Below are 17,461 nucleotides of genomic sequence, written 5' to 3' on the forward strand. Positions count from 1 at the left end.
CCCCGGGGGGGGGCTCCCCGGTATGGGTGGGCCCCCGCCGCTGTCATGCCTCAGGCCTCGTCACGCCTGCGTGAGCGGGCGTCAGCGGGCGGGGCGGCAGGCGTCAGTGGAAGAAGTGGCGCGTCCCCGTGAAGTACATCGACACTCCCGCCTTCTTCGCGGCCTCGATGACCTGCTCGTCCCGGACCGAACCGCCGGGCTGGACCACGGCCTTCACTCCGGCCGCCGTCAGGATCTCCAGGCCGTCCGGGAACGGGAAGAACGCGTCGGAGGCGCCGTACGCGCCCGTGGCCCGCTCCTCGCCCGCCCGCTCCACGGCGAGCTTCGCCGAGTCGACACGGTTGACCTGCCCCATGCCGACACCGACCGACGCGCCGTCCTTGGCGAGCAGGATCGCGTTGGACTTCACCGCACGGCAGGCCCTCCAGGCGAAGGCGAGCTCCGCCAGCTCGCCCGCGTCGAGAGCCTCGCCGGTGACGAGGGTCCAGTTCGCCGGGTCGTCCCCGTCGGCCTGGAGACGGTCGGTCACCTGGAGGAGCGCGCCGCCGTCGACCGGCTTGAGCTCGACCCGGGCTGACGGGGCGTCGGGGCAGCGCAGCACGCGAATGTTCTTCTTGCGGGCGAGGACCTCGACCGCGCCGTCCTCGTACGCCGGGGCGACGATGACCTCGGTGAAGATCTCGGCGACCTGCTCGGCCATCGCCACGGACACCGGGCGGTTGACAGCGATCACGCCGCCGAAGGCCGACAGCGGATCGCATGCGTGCGCCTTGCGGTGAGCCTCGGCGACATCGGCACCGATCGCGATGCCGCACGGGTTGGCGTGCTTGATGATCGCCACGCACGGCTCTGAGTGGTCGTACGCGGCACGGCGCGCGGCCTCCGTGTCCGTGTAGTTGTTGAACGACATCTCCTTGCCGTGCAGCTGCTCGGCCTGCGCGAGGCCACCGCCCGCCTCTGTGACGTACAGCGCGGCGCCCTGGTGCGGGTTCTCCCCGTAACGCAGCACGTTCGAGCGCTCGTACGTGGCGCCGAGGAAGTCGGGGAAGCCCGAATCGTCGGCCGGGGCGTACGAGGACGCGAACCAGGACGCCACGGCGACGTCGTACGCGGCGGTGTGCTGGAACGCTTCGGCGGCAAGACGCTTACGGGCGGCCAGGTCGAAGCCGCCCGACCCGACGGCGGTGAGGACGTCGGCGTAACGCCCAGGGCTCGTGACCACCGCCACGGACGGGTGATTCTTGGCAGCGGCGCGGACCATCGAGGGACCACCGATGTCGATCTGCTCGACGCACTCGTCGGGCGTCGCGCCGGACGCGACCGTCTCGCGGAACGGGTAGAGATTCACGACCACGAGGTCGAACGGCTCGACGCCGAGCTCGGCGAGCTGCTCCCGGTGCGCCTCGAGCCGCAGATCGGCGAGGATCCCGGCGTGCACGCGCGGATGCAGGGTCTTGACCCGGCCGTCCAGGCACTCGGGGAAGCCGGTGAGCTCCTCGACCCTGGTGACCGGGACACCCGCGGCGGCGATCCGCCCGGCGGTCGAGCCGGTGGAGACCAGCTCCACACCTGCCTGGTGCAGCCCGCGGGCGAGCTCCTCCAGACCGGTCTTGTCGTAGACGCTGACCAGCGCGCGCCGGATGGGCCGCTTCATGGTTTCGGCGGTCACGGGATAACTACCTTTCGTCCCTCAATGCGGTAGCCGTTACGGGCCAGACGCCCCACGACATCGACGAGCAGCTGACGCTCGACTTCCTTGATGCGCTCGTGCAGAGCGGCTTCATCGTCCTCGTCCCGTACGTGCACCACGCCCTGCGCGATGATCGGGCCGGTGTCGACGCCGTCGTCGACGAAGTGGACGGTGCATCCGGTGACCTTCACGCCGTACGCGAGGGCCTCGCGCACGCCATGGGCACCGGGAAAGCTGGGCAGCAGCGCGGGGTGGGTGTTCACGAACCGGCCGCCGAAACGGGTCAGGAAGTCCTTGCCGACGATCTTCATGAAGCCGGCGGACACGACGAGATCCGGTTCGTACGCGGCGGTGGCCTCGGTCAGGGCCCGGTCCCACTCCTCGCGGGTCGGATAGTCCTTGACCTTGCGGACGAAAGTGGGGAGCCCGGCGGCGGTGGCGCGGTCGAGGCCCGCGATCGCGTCACGATCGGCGCCGACGGCGACGATCTCGGCGCCGAACCCGTCGGGGTCCTCGTGGATGGCGTCGAGGAGAGCCTGGAGATTGGTGCCGGATCCGGAGACCAGGACGACGAGGCGGGCGGCAGCCACTGGAGGACTCTTTTCGCGTTGCGGTACGGCATGGTGTCGGACCTCTGCGCGGTCCGCGTGGACCCTCGCATGGATCTTTGTGCGGTCGTACGAACGGAACGAGCCCGGCGATAGGGGAACTCTACGAAGCCGTCGACCGTCAGCAACGATACCGGCACACCGAGCGGCCCCCACGGGACGGGGGCGGGGCCGGGAGGTAGCGTCTGGGTGCAGGGCCCGTCCCCAGACGGAGTACCCGGGTACAGAGGGGAAGACGTTCACCACATGCCGGACCGACGCCGCCGCGCGGCTCTCCGCCTCCCGCTGGTCCGCGAGCGGGGCTCCCTGCTGCTGCGGGAACGCCGGTCCACGGGGCCTTCGGAGCCCGCGCGGCCCACAGGGCCCACGCGGCCCGCGGACGACAGCAACCCGTTCGCGCCGCCGCCGGAGGGGTCCCCGGACCGGCCGTGGCAGCCGCGGCACAGCACGGGCGACGGCGACGAGGACGGCCGGCAGGGCGAGCAGCCGGAGGACGAGCGGCCGGAGGAGGACCGTCCGTCCTCGGGCTGGGGCAGCCAGTGGAGCAGCCGTCAGCCCGGACGGTCGCCCGGCGGCTTCGGCGGACGGCCGGGCGGACAGAACAGCCAGGGCGGTGGCGGCGAGGGCGGTCCGGAGGGCGGTGACGGCCAGGGTGCCGGCCTGCGCTGGGACCCGACGGACCCGGCCCAGCGCCGCGCCCGGTACGCGCTGCTTTCCGGTATGTGGGCGTTCTTCTTCGCCCTCTTCGACCTCCCGGAGGTCGCCCTGCTGCTGGGCGCGCTCGCCCTGTACTGGGGCGGCAGCTCTCTGCGCGCCAAGTCCCGTCGTCCGGGCCAGGGTGCCGCGACGGCCCCGGCCGCTGCCCCGGCACAGCCGGGCGGCGGCAGAACCCAGGTCACGGCGGCGGTCAGCGGCATGGTGATGGCGGTGATCGCGCTCGCGATCGTGGCGATGACCTTCACCATGCAGTTCGTCTACAGCGACTTCTACACCTGCCGCGACGACGCCCTCACCAAGAGCGGCCAGCTCGCCTGCAACGATCTCCTTCCGCACCCACTGCGTGAGCTGATCGGCGTCAAGGAGTAGCCGCCACCGAGGGTGTGTCACCGGTGAGCGCTTCTGCGATCACCGCTTCACCGGTCAGGCTTTGCGTATCACCGCTTTCACTGCCACGGGCCTCACGCCCCCGCTCGACCCGGAAGGGGGCGGGGGCGTGGTCCGTTTCGGGGCAGGGCGGGCGTGCAGCGGGGCGCGGGGAGCGCCCCTCACTCCCCGGCCGGCTCTGGAGCCTGCTCCCCGGGTCCTGGCGCATGGTCGGCCGGCGGCTGGGCCGCGTCCGCCCGGGCGTGCTTCTCGACGCCCGGAGGGGCGGGCGGGGGCGGCCCGCCGGCGGGTGCCTGCGGGGGTGACCCGACAGGCCCGGACGCTCCGGTCCACACACCGGTGGGAACATCCCGCGGCTCGGCCACCGCGGGCTCCGTCCTTCCGGGAGTGCCGGTCGCTCCCGTCTGCTCGTCGGTCGCGCCGGATTCCGGGAGCCCCGGGGCATCGGTGACCGGCTTCGCGGGTTCGGGGTGCGCGTCGTGCGCATCGTGCGGGTCGGTCGGGTCGTGCGGGTTGGCCGGCGCCGGGACCGATGGCCGTTCCGGCACCGGTGCGGGCGTGTCCGGGGGCGCGGCGGAGGTCGTCGGCACACCCCGTACCGCTCGGAGCGTGGCCATAAGACCGCCCGAAGCCCGCGTCACCGCCGCCCGGCAGACCGCCCTCAGGGCGGGCCGGTCGTGGCGGGTCTCGCGGTGAAGGCGCCAGCTCTGGACGGCGACCGAGACGGGGACGCCGATGGCCGCCGTCCAGAGGAGTGCCGCCGCGCCCGACAGCCACCACACCGGACCGAAGGAGGCCAGCGCGCCCGTGCCCAGAGGTCCCCCGGACAACGCCGCCAGCAGGGCCGTCAGGACCGCGCACACCGCAGCGGCGGACAGCGCGGTGAGAGCCGTCTCGCGACGTGTCCTGACCGCACCCGGGGCACACGCCGCGCGGACCGTGAACCAGGCGACCGCTGCGCCCGCCGCCACCGGAACCGCCGCGCACACCCAGATCATCGGCCTGCCGGGCGCCTCGACCGGAACAGCCGCGAGCAACGGGAACCGGGGCAGCGCCGGACTGCCCTCGAACGCGAGAGGCATCGCCGTCGCTCCCGTCCCGAGCGCGAATCCGGGGCCGAGCCCGTACGCCGCCCCCCACACCGCCGCGTTCGGCAACAACGCCAGCGCCAGCAGCAGCACCGCGAAGCGTCCCGGCCAGTCCCGGGCGAGCCGCAGCAGCGAGTCCTGCGCGGCGCCCGCGTGCCACACCAGCGACACCGCGAACAGCAGGGCCCCGCAGCAGAGCAGCACCGCCGCCGCGGCACCGCCCGCCCGGAGCGCGTCGGCGGTCCAGGAGCGCGCGATCACGACCCGTACGCCCTCGGGCACCCACGCCGGCAGCGGCCCCAGCGGCCGTCCGAGCGCCGTCCACGCCCCCGCCGCCGCGGACAGCCCGGTGACCAAGGGGAGATGCAGCAGCGCACTGATGGGCTCTGCCGCGAGTACCCCACCGGCGGAGTACACCGTCGCGCCCACCGCGACCGCCAGATACCCGCAGGTCACTCCGGACACGACAAGGCCCACCGCGCCCCGGGCCCCGGCCCCGGACTCCACTGTTTCGCGCGCGGCCCGGTACGCCGACCAGACGGGCAGTGCCATGAGCAGCAGCGGAACGACGCCGACAGGTGCGGGTGCACCCGAAAGGGTGTCGGACCTGACCAGTTCCGTGCCGTGTGCGAGCAGCCAGAGCCCGGCGGCCATGTGCAGCACTCCCTGAGGGCCGCTGTCCGGGTAGGGCGAGCTGATCCACAGCATCATCACGAGGGCGGTGAGGGCGCCGAGGCCCAGCCCGGCCGCGATCACCCCGCGCAGTACGGACGCCGTCAGCACGACGGCGGGCGGCCGGGCGCCCTGCACCGCCACGAACGTCGGGCTGCGATCGATGGTCTGGGTCACGCGGCCATGCTGCCAACGACACGCGCTTTATCCGGGTAACAGGCGAATGGCCGTGGTGTCGCACAAAATACGTTGATGTACTTTTCGTCCCAGTACGCCTCCCAACCCCGGGGAGCCCTTCATGAGGCGAAGCACCCAGGACAACGACAACAGCGCGAGCGCCGACGGACTGCCCTCCCCCAAGGAGCGGCGCAGGCTGCGCGAGGCGAAGTCGCTGACCGAGGATCAGCTCGCCGAGGCCGTCGGGGTCACTCGGGCGACGATCAAGTCCTGGGAGACCGGCCGCACCGACCCGCGCGGACGAAAGCGCGACGCGTACGCGAAGCTCCTCGCCGTGTACGCGGCGGAGATCGCGGCCAAGGAGGCCGGAGAGTCCTGGAGCGCGGGAGAGGCCGGAAACGCGGGAGAGGCCGAAGGGACCGGAGACCCCCTGGCTGCGGACAGGGCTCACGGGCCGGTGGAGGGGCGCAGGTTCCAGGAGGCGCCCCGTTCCCCGGAGGCTTCCGGGGAACGGCGGCAGCACCGGTGGCATGAGTCCCGGGAGTCCCGGGAGTCCCGGGAGTCCGGTGAATCCGGGGAGTCCGGGGAGTCCGAGAAGTCCCGGTCCGGACGCCGACCCCAGGAGACGTCCGGGTCCGAGGACGACACGGAGGTGCTGCCCAGGACCGCCGGGCTCCCCGGAAAGGCACAGAGGCCCCCGGCGGCGGCCCAAAAGGACCGCGACTCCACGGCCGCCCCGCGCGGCCCCTGGCAGACGGGCGAGAACCGCCGCACGCGCTCCGCCCCTGCGCCGTCCCCGTATCCGCCCCCGTTCCCCGCGCAGGCACCCCCGACCGCCGAGGAGGCCTTCGACGCCCTGTACACCCGCATCGCCCCGAGCCTTGCCCGGCAGGCCTATCTGCTCACCGGCCGACGCGAGCTCTCGCTCGAGGCCGTCGAGCACGCCTTCCACGTCGCCTGGCAGCGCTGGCCCGAGGTCGCGGTCGACCGCGACCCGGCGGGATGGGTGCGCGCGGTGGCGTACGAGTACGCGATGTCCCCCTGGCACCGGCTGCGCCGCGACCAGCGCCGGCCGGATGCCTCGGTGCCCGACTCGATCTCCGACGCGAGCCGGCGGACACTGCGCGAGACGCTGCTGGAACTGCCACCGCCGTACCGCCGCACCCTGCTTCTCTACGACGGCCTCGGCCTGGATCTGCCGGAGACGGCGGCGGAGACCGAGGCGAGCACCCCGGCGGCCGCGAACCGTCTGCTGCACGCACGTGCCGTCGTCGCCGAGCGCCTCCCCGAGCTGGCCGATCCCGAGCTGCTGCAGGCCAGGCTGGCCGATCTGATCATCGCCCTGCCGACCCCGGAAGTCGCGTCGCCCGTCGAGGTGAGGGAAGGCAGCGAACGCCGCACCCAGTTCTGGACGCGCGCCTCGATCGGACTCACCGCTGTGATCATCGGGGCCTCGGTGCTCACCATGGCCATCGGGCAGAGCCACTACGAGGCGCCGCAGGCACCCGGCCAGTCGGTTCGCGGCGTACCGCCCAACCCCGGGCCTCCCGCCCTGACCGCGGCGGACGTCGAACTGCGCACGATGCTCCAGAACCACCCGCTGAGAGGCCCGGCCCGCCTCACGCCCGCGGCCCGCTGAGACACCCCGACACCGCACGGGACGCGGCACAGCACGCGGCACGGACGCCGCACGACCGCCGAGCACTTCGCCGCCGAGCAGGGGCGTCGGAGGGGCCGGAGGTAGCCGCGTGCCCGGGTCCGTCGCAGCGGAACCGCCGGGGCCCGTACCGCCCGTCCGTACCGCCCGTCGCGGTCTCGGCCTCGGCACCTGCGGGCGTCGCGAGCCGGCCGGTGCCTGACCGTGTGTCAGCCCTCCGCTCCAGCACGCGCCGCAGCAGCGGCCGCACGGCCTCCGCCGTCACCAGCACATAACCGCCGAGGCCACGCCCCCTCAGCCGCGACTCCCGGCGGGACAACCGGAAGGGCCCGCACCCCGGTCTCCCGGGGTGCGGGCCCTTCCGCGTGTTCGGACGCGCTCAGGCGCGCGTGCGCAGAAGTCAGCCCGTGCGGGCCCTTCCGCGTGTTCGGACGCGCTCAGGCGCGCGTGCGCAGAAGTCAGCCCGCGAGGATCTCGCGCGCCAGCTTCGCCGTCTCGGTCGGCGTCTTGCCGACCTTCACGCCGGCGGCCTCCAGGGCCTCCTTCTTGGCCTGAGCCGTGCCGGAGGAGCCGGAGACGATGGCGCCGGCGTGGCCCATCGTCTTGCCCTCGGGGGCGGTGAAGCCCGCGACGTAGCCGACGACCGGCTTGGTGACGTTCTTCGCGATGAAGTCCGCCGCACGCTCCTCGGCGTCGCCGCCGATCTCGCCGATCATCACGATCAGCTCGGTCTCGGGGTCCGCCTCGAACGCCGCGAGAGCGTCGATGTGCGTCGTACCGATGATCGGGTCGCCACCGATGCCGACGGCCGAGGAGAAGCCGATGTCACGGAGCTCGTACATCATCTGGTAGGTCAGCGTGCCGGACTTGGACACGAGACCGATGCGGCCGGGCTTGGTGATGTCGCCCGGGATGATGCCGGCGTTGGACTGGCCGGGGGTGATCAGACCCGGGCAGTTCGGGCCGATGATCCGGGTCTTGTTGCCCTTGCTGACCGCGTACGCCCAGAAGGCGGCGGAGTCGTGCACCGCGATGCCCTCGGTGATGACGACGGCCAGCGGAATCTCGGCGTCGATCGCCTCGACGACGGCGGCCTTGGCGAAGGCCGGCGGCACGAAGAGAACGGAGACGTCGGCCCCGGTCTTCTCCATCGCCTCGGCGACCGTGCCGAAGACCGGCACCTCGGTGCCGTCGATGTCGACGGTGGTGCCCGCCTTACGGGGGTTCACGCCACCGACGATGTTGGTGCCGTCGGCCAGCATGAGCTTGGTGTGCTTCATGCCGGTGGAGCCGGTCATCCCCTGGACGATGACCTTGCTGTCCTTGTTGAGGAAGATAGCCATGGTGGTCTGAGTTCCCTTACTTCGCGGCCGCGAGCTCGGCGGCCTTGTCGGCCGCGCCGTCCATGGTGTCCACGCGCTGCACGAGCGGGTGGTTGGCGTCGGACAGGATCTTGCGACCCAGCTCCGCGTTGTTGCCGTCGAGGCGCACGACCAGCGGCTTGGAGACGTCCTCACCCTTGGCCTTGAGCAGCTCCAGGGCCTGGACGATGCCCTTGGCGACCTCGTCGCACGCGGTGATGCCACCGAAGACGTTGACGAAGACGGACTTGACGTCCGGGTCGCCGAGGATGATCTCGAGACCGTTCGCCATGACCTCGGCCGAGGCGCCGCCACCGATGTCGAGGAAGTTGGCGGGCTTCACGCCGCCGTGGTTCTCACCGGCGTACGCGACGACGTCGAGGGTCGACATGACCAGACCCGCGCCGTTGCCGATGATGCCGACCTCGCCGTCGAGCTTGACGTAGTTGAGGTTCTTGGCCTTGGCAGCAGCCTCGAGCGGGTTGGCTGCGTCCTTGTCCTCGAGCGCCTCGTGCTCCGGCTGGCGGAAGTCGGCGTTCTCGTCGAGCGAGACCTTGCCGTCGAGGGCGATGACACGGCCGTCGGCGACCTTGGCCAGCGGGTTGACCTCGACGAGGAGCGCGTCCTCTTCGATGAAGGTCTTCCACAGGGTGACCAGGATGTCGGCGACCTGGTCGGCGACCTCGGCCGGGAACTTCGCGGCCGCGACGATCTCGCGGGCCTTCTCCAGGTCGACGCCCTCATTGGCGTTGACCGGGATCTTCGCGAGGGCCTCGGGGTTCTCCTCCGCGACGACCTCGATCTCCACGCCGCCCTGCACCGAGGCCATGGCCAGGAAGGTGCGGTTGGTGCGGTCGAGGAGGTACGAGACGTAGTACTCCTCTGCGATCTCGGGAGCCGTCTCGGCGATCATCACCTTGTGGACCGTGTGGCCCTTGATGTCCATGCCAAGAATGTCCGTCGCGCGGGCGACAGCCTCGTCCGGCGTGGCAGCCAGCTTGACGCCACCGGCCTTGCCGCGGCCGCCGACCTTCACCTGCGCCTTGACGACCGAACGGCCGCCCAGTCGCTCGGTCGCCTCGCGCGCCGCCTCAGGCGTGTCGATGACTTCACCGGCCAGCACCGGTACACCGTGCTTGGCGAAGAGGTCCCTCGCCTGGTACTCGAACAGGTCCACGCGCGTCCGTCCCTTTTCAGTGATTCGCGGTTCGTTGTCTGCGTGGGCGTGCCGCGAAGGGCAACGTGACTGCGCTGTCACTAGGGAGGCGTACACGGTGACCGGGCACGCGGCATGTCCGTCTCGCAGGTTATCCCCGCGGGCCGTGGGTCCCTAAATCGCAGATCACACAGCAGCGGTGATACCGGTCACAGATCGCGCGCGCGGCGGAACCTGCGGTTACGGGACGGACACGGGCCGGGTACGGAACGGGCGGCCCCCACCCCAATGGGGACCGCCCGCCCAGCCTTGCGGCCTGCCCGTACGACCCAGGACCCGCCGGTCACACGGCGCGTGTCAGATGCCGCGGGCCAGGTGCTGCGTCATGCCGTCGACGTAGCTCGGGGTGACCGCGGTGGCCGCACCGTGCGCTCCGGAGACCGCGTTGCCCGCGACGGGGGTCGCGGCGACCGTGCCGCCCAGGCCCTGCGCGAAAGGCTGCACCTCGGAGACGACACCACCGGCGAAGGGCTGGACGTCGGCGACGACACCGCCCGCGAGGGTGCCGGCGCTGCCGCCCACGCCGTACGCGACCGGCTGGATGTGGTCGACGACCGTCTCGACGAGCGGCTGGACCGCGCCGACGACACCGCCCGCGAAGGGCTGGACCTCGCCGGCGACGCTGCCCGCGAAGGGCTGGACCTCGCTCACGACACCGCCCGCGAAGGGGGTCACGTCGCCCACGACGCCCGAGGCGAGGCCGCCGACGTCACCGACCGCCTGACCGGCGACCGGGACGACACCGTCGACCGCCCGGCCGGCAATCGGAGGCAGAACGTCCTGCGCCGTCTCGGCGACGATCGGGGCGGCCTGGCCCGGGGCCTGCTCCACCAGCCCGGGCGCGAAGGCGGCGAGCGGGCCGAAGAGGTAGTCGATCTCGCGCTCGGCCTGGACGGCCGTCGCGGTGGCGTCTGCGGCCGTGGCGTGGGCGCGGTCCGTGGCATCGCTCAGCGCCTGGGCGCCCTGCGAGCGGAGGTCGCGCGGGGCCTGGCGGCCCTCGACGTACTGGCGGGCCTGGTCCGCGGTGGGCTGCGCCTTGCCCTGTGCGGTGTCACGGACCGTGCTCCGGGACTCCTGGACAGTGCCGCGGGCCGTGTCCTCCGCGGTGTCCGCGACCGCGTCGACGGCCTGGTCGGCCTGGTCGGGAGTGGAAAGGGAGAGGGAGGGCAGTTCGTCCGCGCTGGCGGCGGCGGTGCCGACGGCCCACATACCTGCGGCACCGGCTGCGACGGCTATGGAGCGGCGGATGTTCTTGTTCATGTTCGGGAGAATCCTTCGAGTTCCGGGGGTGTAGGGCAGACCTGCTCCGCCCCCGCGCGGCAGGTCTCAGGCGGGGGAACGGCCTGCCCTATCCGGGGAATTCGAGAATGTCGCGGTGCCGCTCGAGCACCCCTGCGCCGGTGGCCGGCTGCCGGGCACCGGGCACGAGCCCGAACGCCACGGCCTGCGAGAACCAAGCGCACTGCGGGTCTCCGGCGCGCTGTGTGTGCCCGTCGGCGGCGGTCTGGAGGACGGCGCTGCCACCGGGAGCGGCAGGCGCACGACCGGGGACGAACGGGAGCGGTCCGTCGAAGGGGCCGCTGAGCACGGGCCTCATCGACGCGACCGGCGCGGCGTAGGCACGGTAGGGCCCAGGAACGAGGTGTTCGGTCGCGTACGAGGCCGTGTGGGCCCGGGGCCGGTCGTGGGTCGGCGCGGGCGCGGACCCATCGGCACGGGGCTCGTCGTGGTGGACGGCGGCGGGACCGGTGTCCTGCGGACGGTCCTCCCCGGGCGCGGGCAGACCGCCGGGCAGTTGCGCGGACGGCGCGGGCAGCGACCGCTCGGGCACGGTCTGCGTCAGGTCCTCCACGGCCCCGCCCACGACCTTCTGGACGGGCTCGGCAACGGGCCTGACGATCCGGTCCGCGACCGCTGCGCCGGCCGAGGCGACCGGTTCGGCGACCGTGCCCTCGGAGACGCCCTTCACCCGCTCCACGACCGGCTTCGCAACGCGCTCGGCCACCGGCTCGGCCGCGTCACGGAGTTGCCCGGCGGGCTCGGTCCGGGTGACGCGCTCGATCGGCGCGGCCCCGCCCGGCTTCTCCGCCGCATGCGCCTGGCCGCCGAGGACGAACCCCAGCACCACCAGCCCGCCGACGAACAGCAACACCTGTGCCGCCCGCACCGCATACCGCCGCGCCGCCCCGCGCACGAAGCGCATGGCGGATGCGGGCTGAGCAGCGACGGCAGTCAAAGCGGGACGAGCCTTTCCCAGGTAGTGGATCATGGTCCTCGTGGGACAACGGGGACGATGCTTGCACGAGACTCCCGGGGTTACGCAAGCCCCTTGTTACTGATGAGTCGCCATGTCCGGTATGAGCAGTGGGCTTTTCTCGCCCACCCCCTCACGCCGCATCCCCCGGAGGGCGCGCGTACCCCCACCGATTACAGCCCACCACACCTCAGACCTCGGCCGGCACCGGCAACGGCCGCTTCTCCATCGCCGCCGCCATGCCGCACCTCCCGGGGGACCAACCCCCGCACCCCCGGCCCACACCCCACCACCCACCACACCTCAGACCTCGGCCGGCACCGGCAACGGCCGCTTCTCTATCGCCGCCGCCATCACTTCCGGGAAGAGGTCGGGTGTGCACGCGAACGCCGGGGCTCCCAGCGCCGCCAGCGCAGCCGCGTGCTCCCGGTCGTAGGCCGGCGCGCCCTCGTCGGAAAGTGCGAGCAGCGCGACGAACTGCACTCCCGACGCCTTCATCGCCGCGACCCGCTTGAGCATCTCGTCCCTTATGCCACCCTCGTAGAGGTCACTGATCAGCACGACGACGGTGTCGGCGGGCCGGGTGATCTGCGACTGGCAGTAGGCGAGTGCCCGGTTGATGTCCGTGCCTCCGCCGAGCTGGGTGCCGAACAGCACGTCCACCGGGTCGTCCAGCTGGTCCGTCAGATCCACGACGGCCGTGTCGAAGACGACGAGCCGGGTCGCTATCGACCGCATGGACGCGAGGACCGCTCCGAACACCGAGGCATACACGACCGATGCCGCCATCGACCCGGACTGGTCGATGCACAGGACGACGTCCTTCTTCACGGCCTGCGAGGCGCGGCCGTACCCGATGAGCCGCTCGGGAACGACGGTGTTGTACTCGGGAAGGTAGTTCTTCAGGTTCGCCCGGATCGTGCGGTCCCAGTCGATGTCCCTGTGTCGCGGGCGGTTGATGCGCGCGCTGCGGTCGAGCGCGCCGGTGAGAGTCGCACGGGTGCGGGTCGCCAGCCGCTTCTCGAGGTCCTCGACGACCTTCCGCACGACCGCCCGGGCGGTTTCCTTCGTCGTCTCGGGCATCGCTTTGCTGAGCGAGAGCAGCGTGCCGACGAGTTGGACGTCCGCCTCGACGGCCTCCAGCATCTCCGGCTCCAGCAGCAGCGTCCTCAGCCCGAGGCGGTCGATCGCGTCGCGCTGCATGACCTGGACGACGGAGCTCGGGAAGTACGTCCGGATGTCGCCGAGCCAGCGCGCCACGTTCGGCGCCGATCCCTCGAGGCCGGCCGAACGCTTCCCGTTCCCGCGCTCCTGGCGGCTCCCCGCTCCGTACAGCGCGCCCAGGGCGCCGTCCATCGCGGCGTCGGTGCCGGTCAGGGTGCAGCCCGTGCCCTCGGCCGCGCCACCGCCGAGCACCAGCCGCCAGCGCCTCAGCCGCTCGTCGGGAGCGGGCGCAGTGTCCGACGGGATGCCCCGGGCGCTCTCCACCGTCACGTCGGCGGTTGTCATACGTGCTCCCCCTCCAGGATCAGCCGCAGCACGGGCAGCACGGCGTCGGCCCGTTCCTCGTCGAGTCCGGCCCCGAACCCGGGCACACCGGCCTCCCCCCGCACCGGCCCGCCGCCCTCCGCGGCGGGGCCGCGCCGAACCAGCTCGCCCAAGGTGCGCCGGACACCGGGTTCGTACGACGCGAACGTGCGCCGCAGCAGCGGCAGTACGTCCGTGAACGCGTCCGCGGGCACGGATGTCAGCCAGGCGTCCACGAGTCCGAGCAGGCGCTCGTCGTGCACCAGGAGCATGCCGCCACTGGAAGCGCCGCCGACGAAGCCCTCGATCCAGGCCGCCGCGTCGGCGGGCGGGGTGCCGGGCGAGAGAGCGAGGCCCATGAGCCGCGCCGCCTCGTCCTCGGCGAGCCGGCCGTCGTCCAGCAGCACGCGCCCGGCGCGCCCGCGTATCACCCCGGGCACGGTGTCCCGGACGGCGATCTTGCGCAGGACCTCCGTCCAGCGTCCGTTCAGTTCCCCGCTCTCCGGCAGAAGGCCTATCGCCTGGTGCACGCCGTCGAGATGGCCGCGCATCTCGGCGGCGCCGTCCGCGTCGAGTCCGGTGCACGCTGGCGGCAGGCCGACGCAGATGCGCTCTGCGAGCCCGGCCGCCACCTCACCGAGCGCGGCCGTGTCCGTCGCCCGCACGTCCCCGTACCGCAGCGAGCGGGCGAGGGCGGGCAGGGCCTGGGCGAGGTGACCGACGTCGGCGTCCAGGGCGGCGCGATCGGCGAGCGCCCTCATCACCACGGGAAGGGCGTCGGACAGTTCGGCCAGGAGACAGCGCTCGGCCAGCGCCGTCACATCGGCGAGCGCGGTCGCCGACAAGGCGTCCGACTCGGCCCTGGCGGTGGCGGCGGAGAGCACCGTGGTACCCCAGATGCCCGCCTCGGCGACCTTGACGTACAGCTCGGGCTCCCAGCGCAGCTGCCAGGTCTCCCGGAACGTGCCGGTCGATCCGCGCCCGGCCGCCGGAGTGCCCCAGCCGACACCGAGAAGCCGGAGCCGGTGCAGCATGCGACTGCGCTCCGCATCGGTCTCCTTGCGCAGATCGAGCTCCAGCTCGCGCTCCAGCAGCTCCGGTTTGAGACGGAGCGTGCGCTGCAGGCGCGCCAGATCCCGCTGCAGCGGGACGGCCGGGGCGGACTCCGGGACCTCGCCGAGCACATCGCCGGTGATCAGCCTGTCCTGGACGAGCCCGAGCGGCACATCGGAGCCGTCGCACATCACGGCCCGTATCGCGTCGGTCGTCTCGCTCAGTCCGGGGAGCGGCCGGGCGCGCATCGCCGCGAGTGTTCCGGCGAGCCGGACCGCTTCGATGACATGCGCCGACGAGACGAGCCGGTCCTCCTCCCTGAGCAGCCCCGCGACCTTGGTCATCCAGCGCTCGACGGGACGGTCGGGGGCACTGAACAGGTGCGCGTACCAGCCGGGCGAGTCGATTCCGGCGCCGTAACCGCTGTGCCGGGCGAGTCTGCGGTGCGTCCAGGGAACCCAGGTCATCTCGGTCCTGACCTTGGGCAGGCCCTTGAGCAGGGCGCGGTCCGCGGTGACCGCCGACTTCCCCGTCAGGGCGGGAACGTGCCAGGCACCGCAGACGACGGCGATCTGGTCCCCGAACTCCTTGCGCGCCGCCCTCAGCCGGATCCGCATATGGGCCTCGCGGACGAGGTCCCGGTCACGCCCCCCGTGTCCGTATGTCTCGCGCAGGGCCGTCATGGCCTCGCCGAGCGCGGCGAACGGGGCCAGTGGGTCGTCCCCGGCCGGCGTACCGCGGTGCTCGATCACGTCCTCCCACCACCGCTCAGGGTCGTCGTACCCGGCGGTCCCGGCCAGCACCGCGATCGGATCGACCCGCAGCGCAGCCTCGTCCCCGCCCGGATACGCCTCCCCTTCCTCCTCACCGTCCCCCCACGTGGGGTCCGCGGCAGCCGCCAGCGAGTGGGCGGCGGGAAGGTCGATGAAACGCACCGGCACGTCGTGCGCCAGGGCCCAGCGGATCGCGACCCACTCCGGGGAGAACTCGGCCATCGGCCAGAACGCCGCCCGCCCCGGGTCGTCCACGGCGTGCGCGAGCAGAGCCACCGGCGGGACCATCGCCTCGTCGGCGGCGAGCGGCAGCAGGGCGTCGCCCTCGGGCGGCCCCTCGATCAGCACGGCCCTGGGCCCGGCGGCGTCCAGCGCTGCACGCACCGCCCGCGCGGACCCGGGTCCGTGATGCCGGACCCCGAGCACCAGCGGACCGTCGGCCGGCCACCGCTTCTCCCCTCCAGGAGCGGTGACCTCCGCCGGGGCGGTGTCCGTACGGCCGCCCGTCACGACAGCCTTCGTCATGCGCTCACCTCGCGGCAGGCGCGGTAGAAGTCCTTCCACCCGTCCCGTTCGCGCACGACCGTCTCCAGGTACTCCTGCCAGACGACACGGTCGGCCGCCGGATCGCGGACGACCGCCCCGAGGATGCCTGCCGCCACGTCGCCGGGCCGCAGGACCCCGTCGCCGAAGTGCGCCGCGAGCGCGAGGCCGTTGGTGACGACGGAGATCGCCTCGGCTGTGGAGAGCGTCCCCGAAGGTGACTTGAGCTTGGTGCGCCCGTCGGAAGTGACCCCGTCCCGCAGCTCGCGGAAGACCGTGACGACGCGCCGGATCTCGTCGATCCCCTCGGGCCCTGCGGGCAGATCGAGCGAGCGCCCCATCTGGTCGACGCGCCGGGACACGATGTCCACCTCTGCGTCCGCGCTCGCCGGCAACGGCAGCACCACCGTGTTGAACCGGCGTCGCAGCGCGCTCGACAGGTCGTTGACCCCTCGGTCGCGGTCGTTGGCGGTGGCGATGAGATTGAAGCCCCGGACCGCCTGCACCTCCTGCCCCAGCTCGGGGATCGGCAGGGTCTTCTCCGAGAGGATCGTGATGAGCGTGTCCTGAACGTCCGCCGGGATGCGGGTGAGTTCCTCGACACGCGCGGTCATGCCGTCCGACATCGCACGCATCACCGGGCTGGGCACGAGCGCATCGCGGCTCGGGCCGTGGGCGAGCAGCCGGGCGTAGTTCCATCCGTAGCGGATGGCCTCCTCGGGCGTGCCCGCCGTGCCCTGCACGAGAAGGGTGGAGTCTCCGCTGACGGCCGCGGCGAGATGCTCCGAGACCCAGGTCTTGGCGGTGCCGGGCACGCCGAGAAGGAGCAGCGCGCGGTCGGTGGCGAGCGTCGTGACGGCGACCTCGACGATCCTGCGCGGCCCCACGTACTTGGGCGTGATCACCGTCCCGTCCGGCAGCGAGCCGCCGAGCAGATACATCGCCACGGCCCAGGGCGAGAGCCGCCAGCGGGCCGGCCGCGGCCGGTCGTCGGCCGCGGCGAGCGCCTTGAGCTCATCGGCGAAAGCGTCCTCGGCATGCGGCCGCAGGGCCTCGGTGCCGGTGTCCGTCATGGTTTCGGGCACGGTCATGGATCCCCCTCCAGATCGTTCGACCGGATGTGGGTTCCACCGTGCACCACGCCACTGACAATCGGCCGTTTCCGCAGGCCGGGACCGAAGTCGGCGGTTTCGGCGGAGGGTTACTCCACGACCGGCGAGACCGCGACGCAGCCGCCCGCGGCCGCGAGTCCCGCGCCCTTCGACTCCTTGATGACCTCACCCTTGTAGGTGATGCTGCAGGTGACCTCGGCGCCCTTGACGTCCACCGCGACCGGCATGACGGCGGGCGGCATGATGCCCTTCAGCGTCACGGTCTTCTTCCACGGAAGCGTGGGCTTCTGCACCGTCTCGATCTTCGGCTCCATCGCCGTGCCGCCTCCGGCGTGGTAGTCGATCGAGTCGACGTTCTTGCCCGTGACCTCGTACGTCACTTCGTAGGTGTCGGTCACCGCTTTGTCGACCTGGTCGACGGCCTTGTCAGCGGCCTCGGAGCATGCGGCGAGACCGAAGACGAGGCCGGCCACGGCGAGCGTACGGACGGTGGTGCGGATGGATCTGTGCATGTGGGATCCCCCCTGGATCGTGTAGTTGCTACCTGCAGCGAATCGCAAGGGGAAAGCAAGGTCAAGCTGTTGGGCGTCGTTGGAATCCCCAGGTCAGGCCGATTGTCAGTGCCG

At 72.3% G+C, this 17,461-nt stretch carries 13 protein-coding genes; 2 read left to right on the top strand and 11 right to left on the bottom strand.

The genetic code is table 11. The annotated features are described in order from the left end of the window. Window positions 1-103 precede the first annotated feature (103 nt). Window positions 104-1,654 carry a bifunctional phosphoribosylaminoimidazolecarboxamide formyltransferase/IMP cyclohydrolase gene (gene purH / locus ACFU5O_RS09820; protein WP_384238956.1) on the bottom strand — a complete coding sequence of 517 codons (1,551 nt, stop codon included), beginning with the start codon at window positions 1,652-1,654 and terminating at the stop codon, window positions 104-106. 11 nt (window positions 1,655-1,665) lie between these two features. Next, window positions 1,666-2,280 (bottom strand): phosphoribosylglycinamide formyltransferase, encoded by a 615-nt coding sequence (gene purN, locus ACFU5O_RS09825; RefSeq protein WP_384238473.1) that lies wholly within the window; start codon window positions 2,278-2,280, stop codon window positions 1,666-1,668. 264 nt (window positions 2,281-2,544) lie between these two features. Here purN and ACFU5O_RS09830 point away from each other — a divergent pair, with 264 nt between their 5' ends. Further along, window positions 2,545-3,384: a hypothetical protein gene (locus tag ACFU5O_RS09830; protein WP_384238475.1), complete on the top strand. Its 840-nt coding sequence runs from the start codon at window positions 2,545-2,547 to the stop codon at window positions 3,382-3,384. Window positions 3,385-3,563: 179 nt separating this feature from the next. Here the strand turns inward: ACFU5O_RS09830 and ACFU5O_RS09835 are convergent, their stop codons facing one another. Next, window positions 3,564-5,339, bottom strand: a complete 1,776-nt coding sequence (locus ACFU5O_RS09835; protein ID WP_384238477.1) for a DUF6350 family protein — start codon at window positions 5,337-5,339, stop codon at window positions 3,564-3,566. A gap of 121 nt (window positions 5,340-5,460) precedes the next feature. Here ACFU5O_RS09835 and ACFU5O_RS09840 point away from each other — a divergent pair, with 121 nt between their 5' ends. After that, window positions 5,461-6,978, top strand: a complete 1,518-nt coding sequence (locus ACFU5O_RS09840; protein ID WP_384238479.1) for a sigma factor-like helix-turn-helix DNA-binding protein — start codon at window positions 5,461-5,463, stop codon at window positions 6,976-6,978. Window positions 6,979-7,454: 476 nt separating this feature from the next. Here the strand turns inward: ACFU5O_RS09840 and sucD are convergent, their stop codons facing one another. From sucD to ACFU5O_RS09880, 8 genes are all read right to left on the bottom strand, one after another. Continuing rightward, window positions 7,455-8,339 carry a succinate--CoA ligase subunit alpha gene (gene sucD, locus ACFU5O_RS09845; RefSeq protein WP_384238481.1) on the bottom strand — a complete coding sequence of 295 codons (885 nt, stop codon included), beginning with the start codon at window positions 8,337-8,339 and terminating at the stop codon, window positions 7,455-7,457. A gap of 16 nt (window positions 8,340-8,355) precedes the next feature. Next, window positions 8,356-9,534 (bottom strand): ADP-forming succinate--CoA ligase subunit beta, encoded by a 1,179-nt coding sequence (gene sucC, locus ACFU5O_RS09850; RefSeq protein WP_384238483.1) that lies wholly within the window; start codon window positions 9,532-9,534, stop codon window positions 8,356-8,358. A 336-nt stretch (window positions 9,535-9,870) separates the two neighbouring features. Further along, a complete protein-coding gene (locus tag ACFU5O_RS09855) occupies window positions 9,871-10,833 on the bottom strand; it encodes a hypothetical protein (RefSeq protein ID WP_384238485.1) in 963 nt (320 codons plus the stop codon). Between the two features lie 88 nt (window positions 10,834-10,921). Next, window positions 10,922-11,842 carry a hypothetical protein gene (locus ACFU5O_RS09860; RefSeq protein WP_384238487.1) on the bottom strand — a complete coding sequence of 307 codons (921 nt, stop codon included), beginning with the start codon at window positions 11,840-11,842 and terminating at the stop codon, window positions 10,922-10,924. A gap of 288 nt (window positions 11,843-12,130) precedes the next feature. Continuing rightward, window positions 12,131-13,336 (bottom strand): VWA domain-containing protein, encoded by a 1,206-nt coding sequence (locus tag ACFU5O_RS09865; protein WP_384238489.1) that lies wholly within the window; start codon window positions 13,334-13,336, stop codon window positions 12,131-12,133. Continuing rightward, window positions 13,333-15,705: a DUF5682 family protein gene (locus ACFU5O_RS09870; RefSeq protein WP_384238491.1), complete on the bottom strand. Its 2,373-nt coding sequence runs from the start codon at window positions 15,703-15,705 to the stop codon at window positions 13,333-13,335. The genes ACFU5O_RS09865 and ACFU5O_RS09870 overlap by 4 nt, the downstream gene beginning before the upstream one ends. Then, entirely contained in the window at window positions 15,702-16,814 is a 1,113-nt protein-coding gene (locus ACFU5O_RS09875; RefSeq protein WP_384238493.1) for an AAA family ATPase, read from the bottom strand. Before ACFU5O_RS09875 ends, ACFU5O_RS09870 begins: the two co-directional genes overlap by 4 nt. 110 nt (window positions 16,815-16,924) lie before the next feature. Next, window positions 16,925-17,347: an MmpS family transport accessory protein gene (locus tag ACFU5O_RS09880; RefSeq protein WP_384238494.1), complete on the bottom strand. Its 423-nt coding sequence runs from the start codon at window positions 17,345-17,347 to the stop codon at window positions 16,925-16,927. Window positions 17,348-17,461: the final 114 nt, after the last annotated feature.

It is taken from the genome of Streptomyces sp. NPDC057445, from assembly GCF_042802855.1.
Taxonomy (GTDB): Bacteria; Actinomycetota; Actinomycetes; order Streptomycetales; family Streptomycetaceae; genus Streptomyces.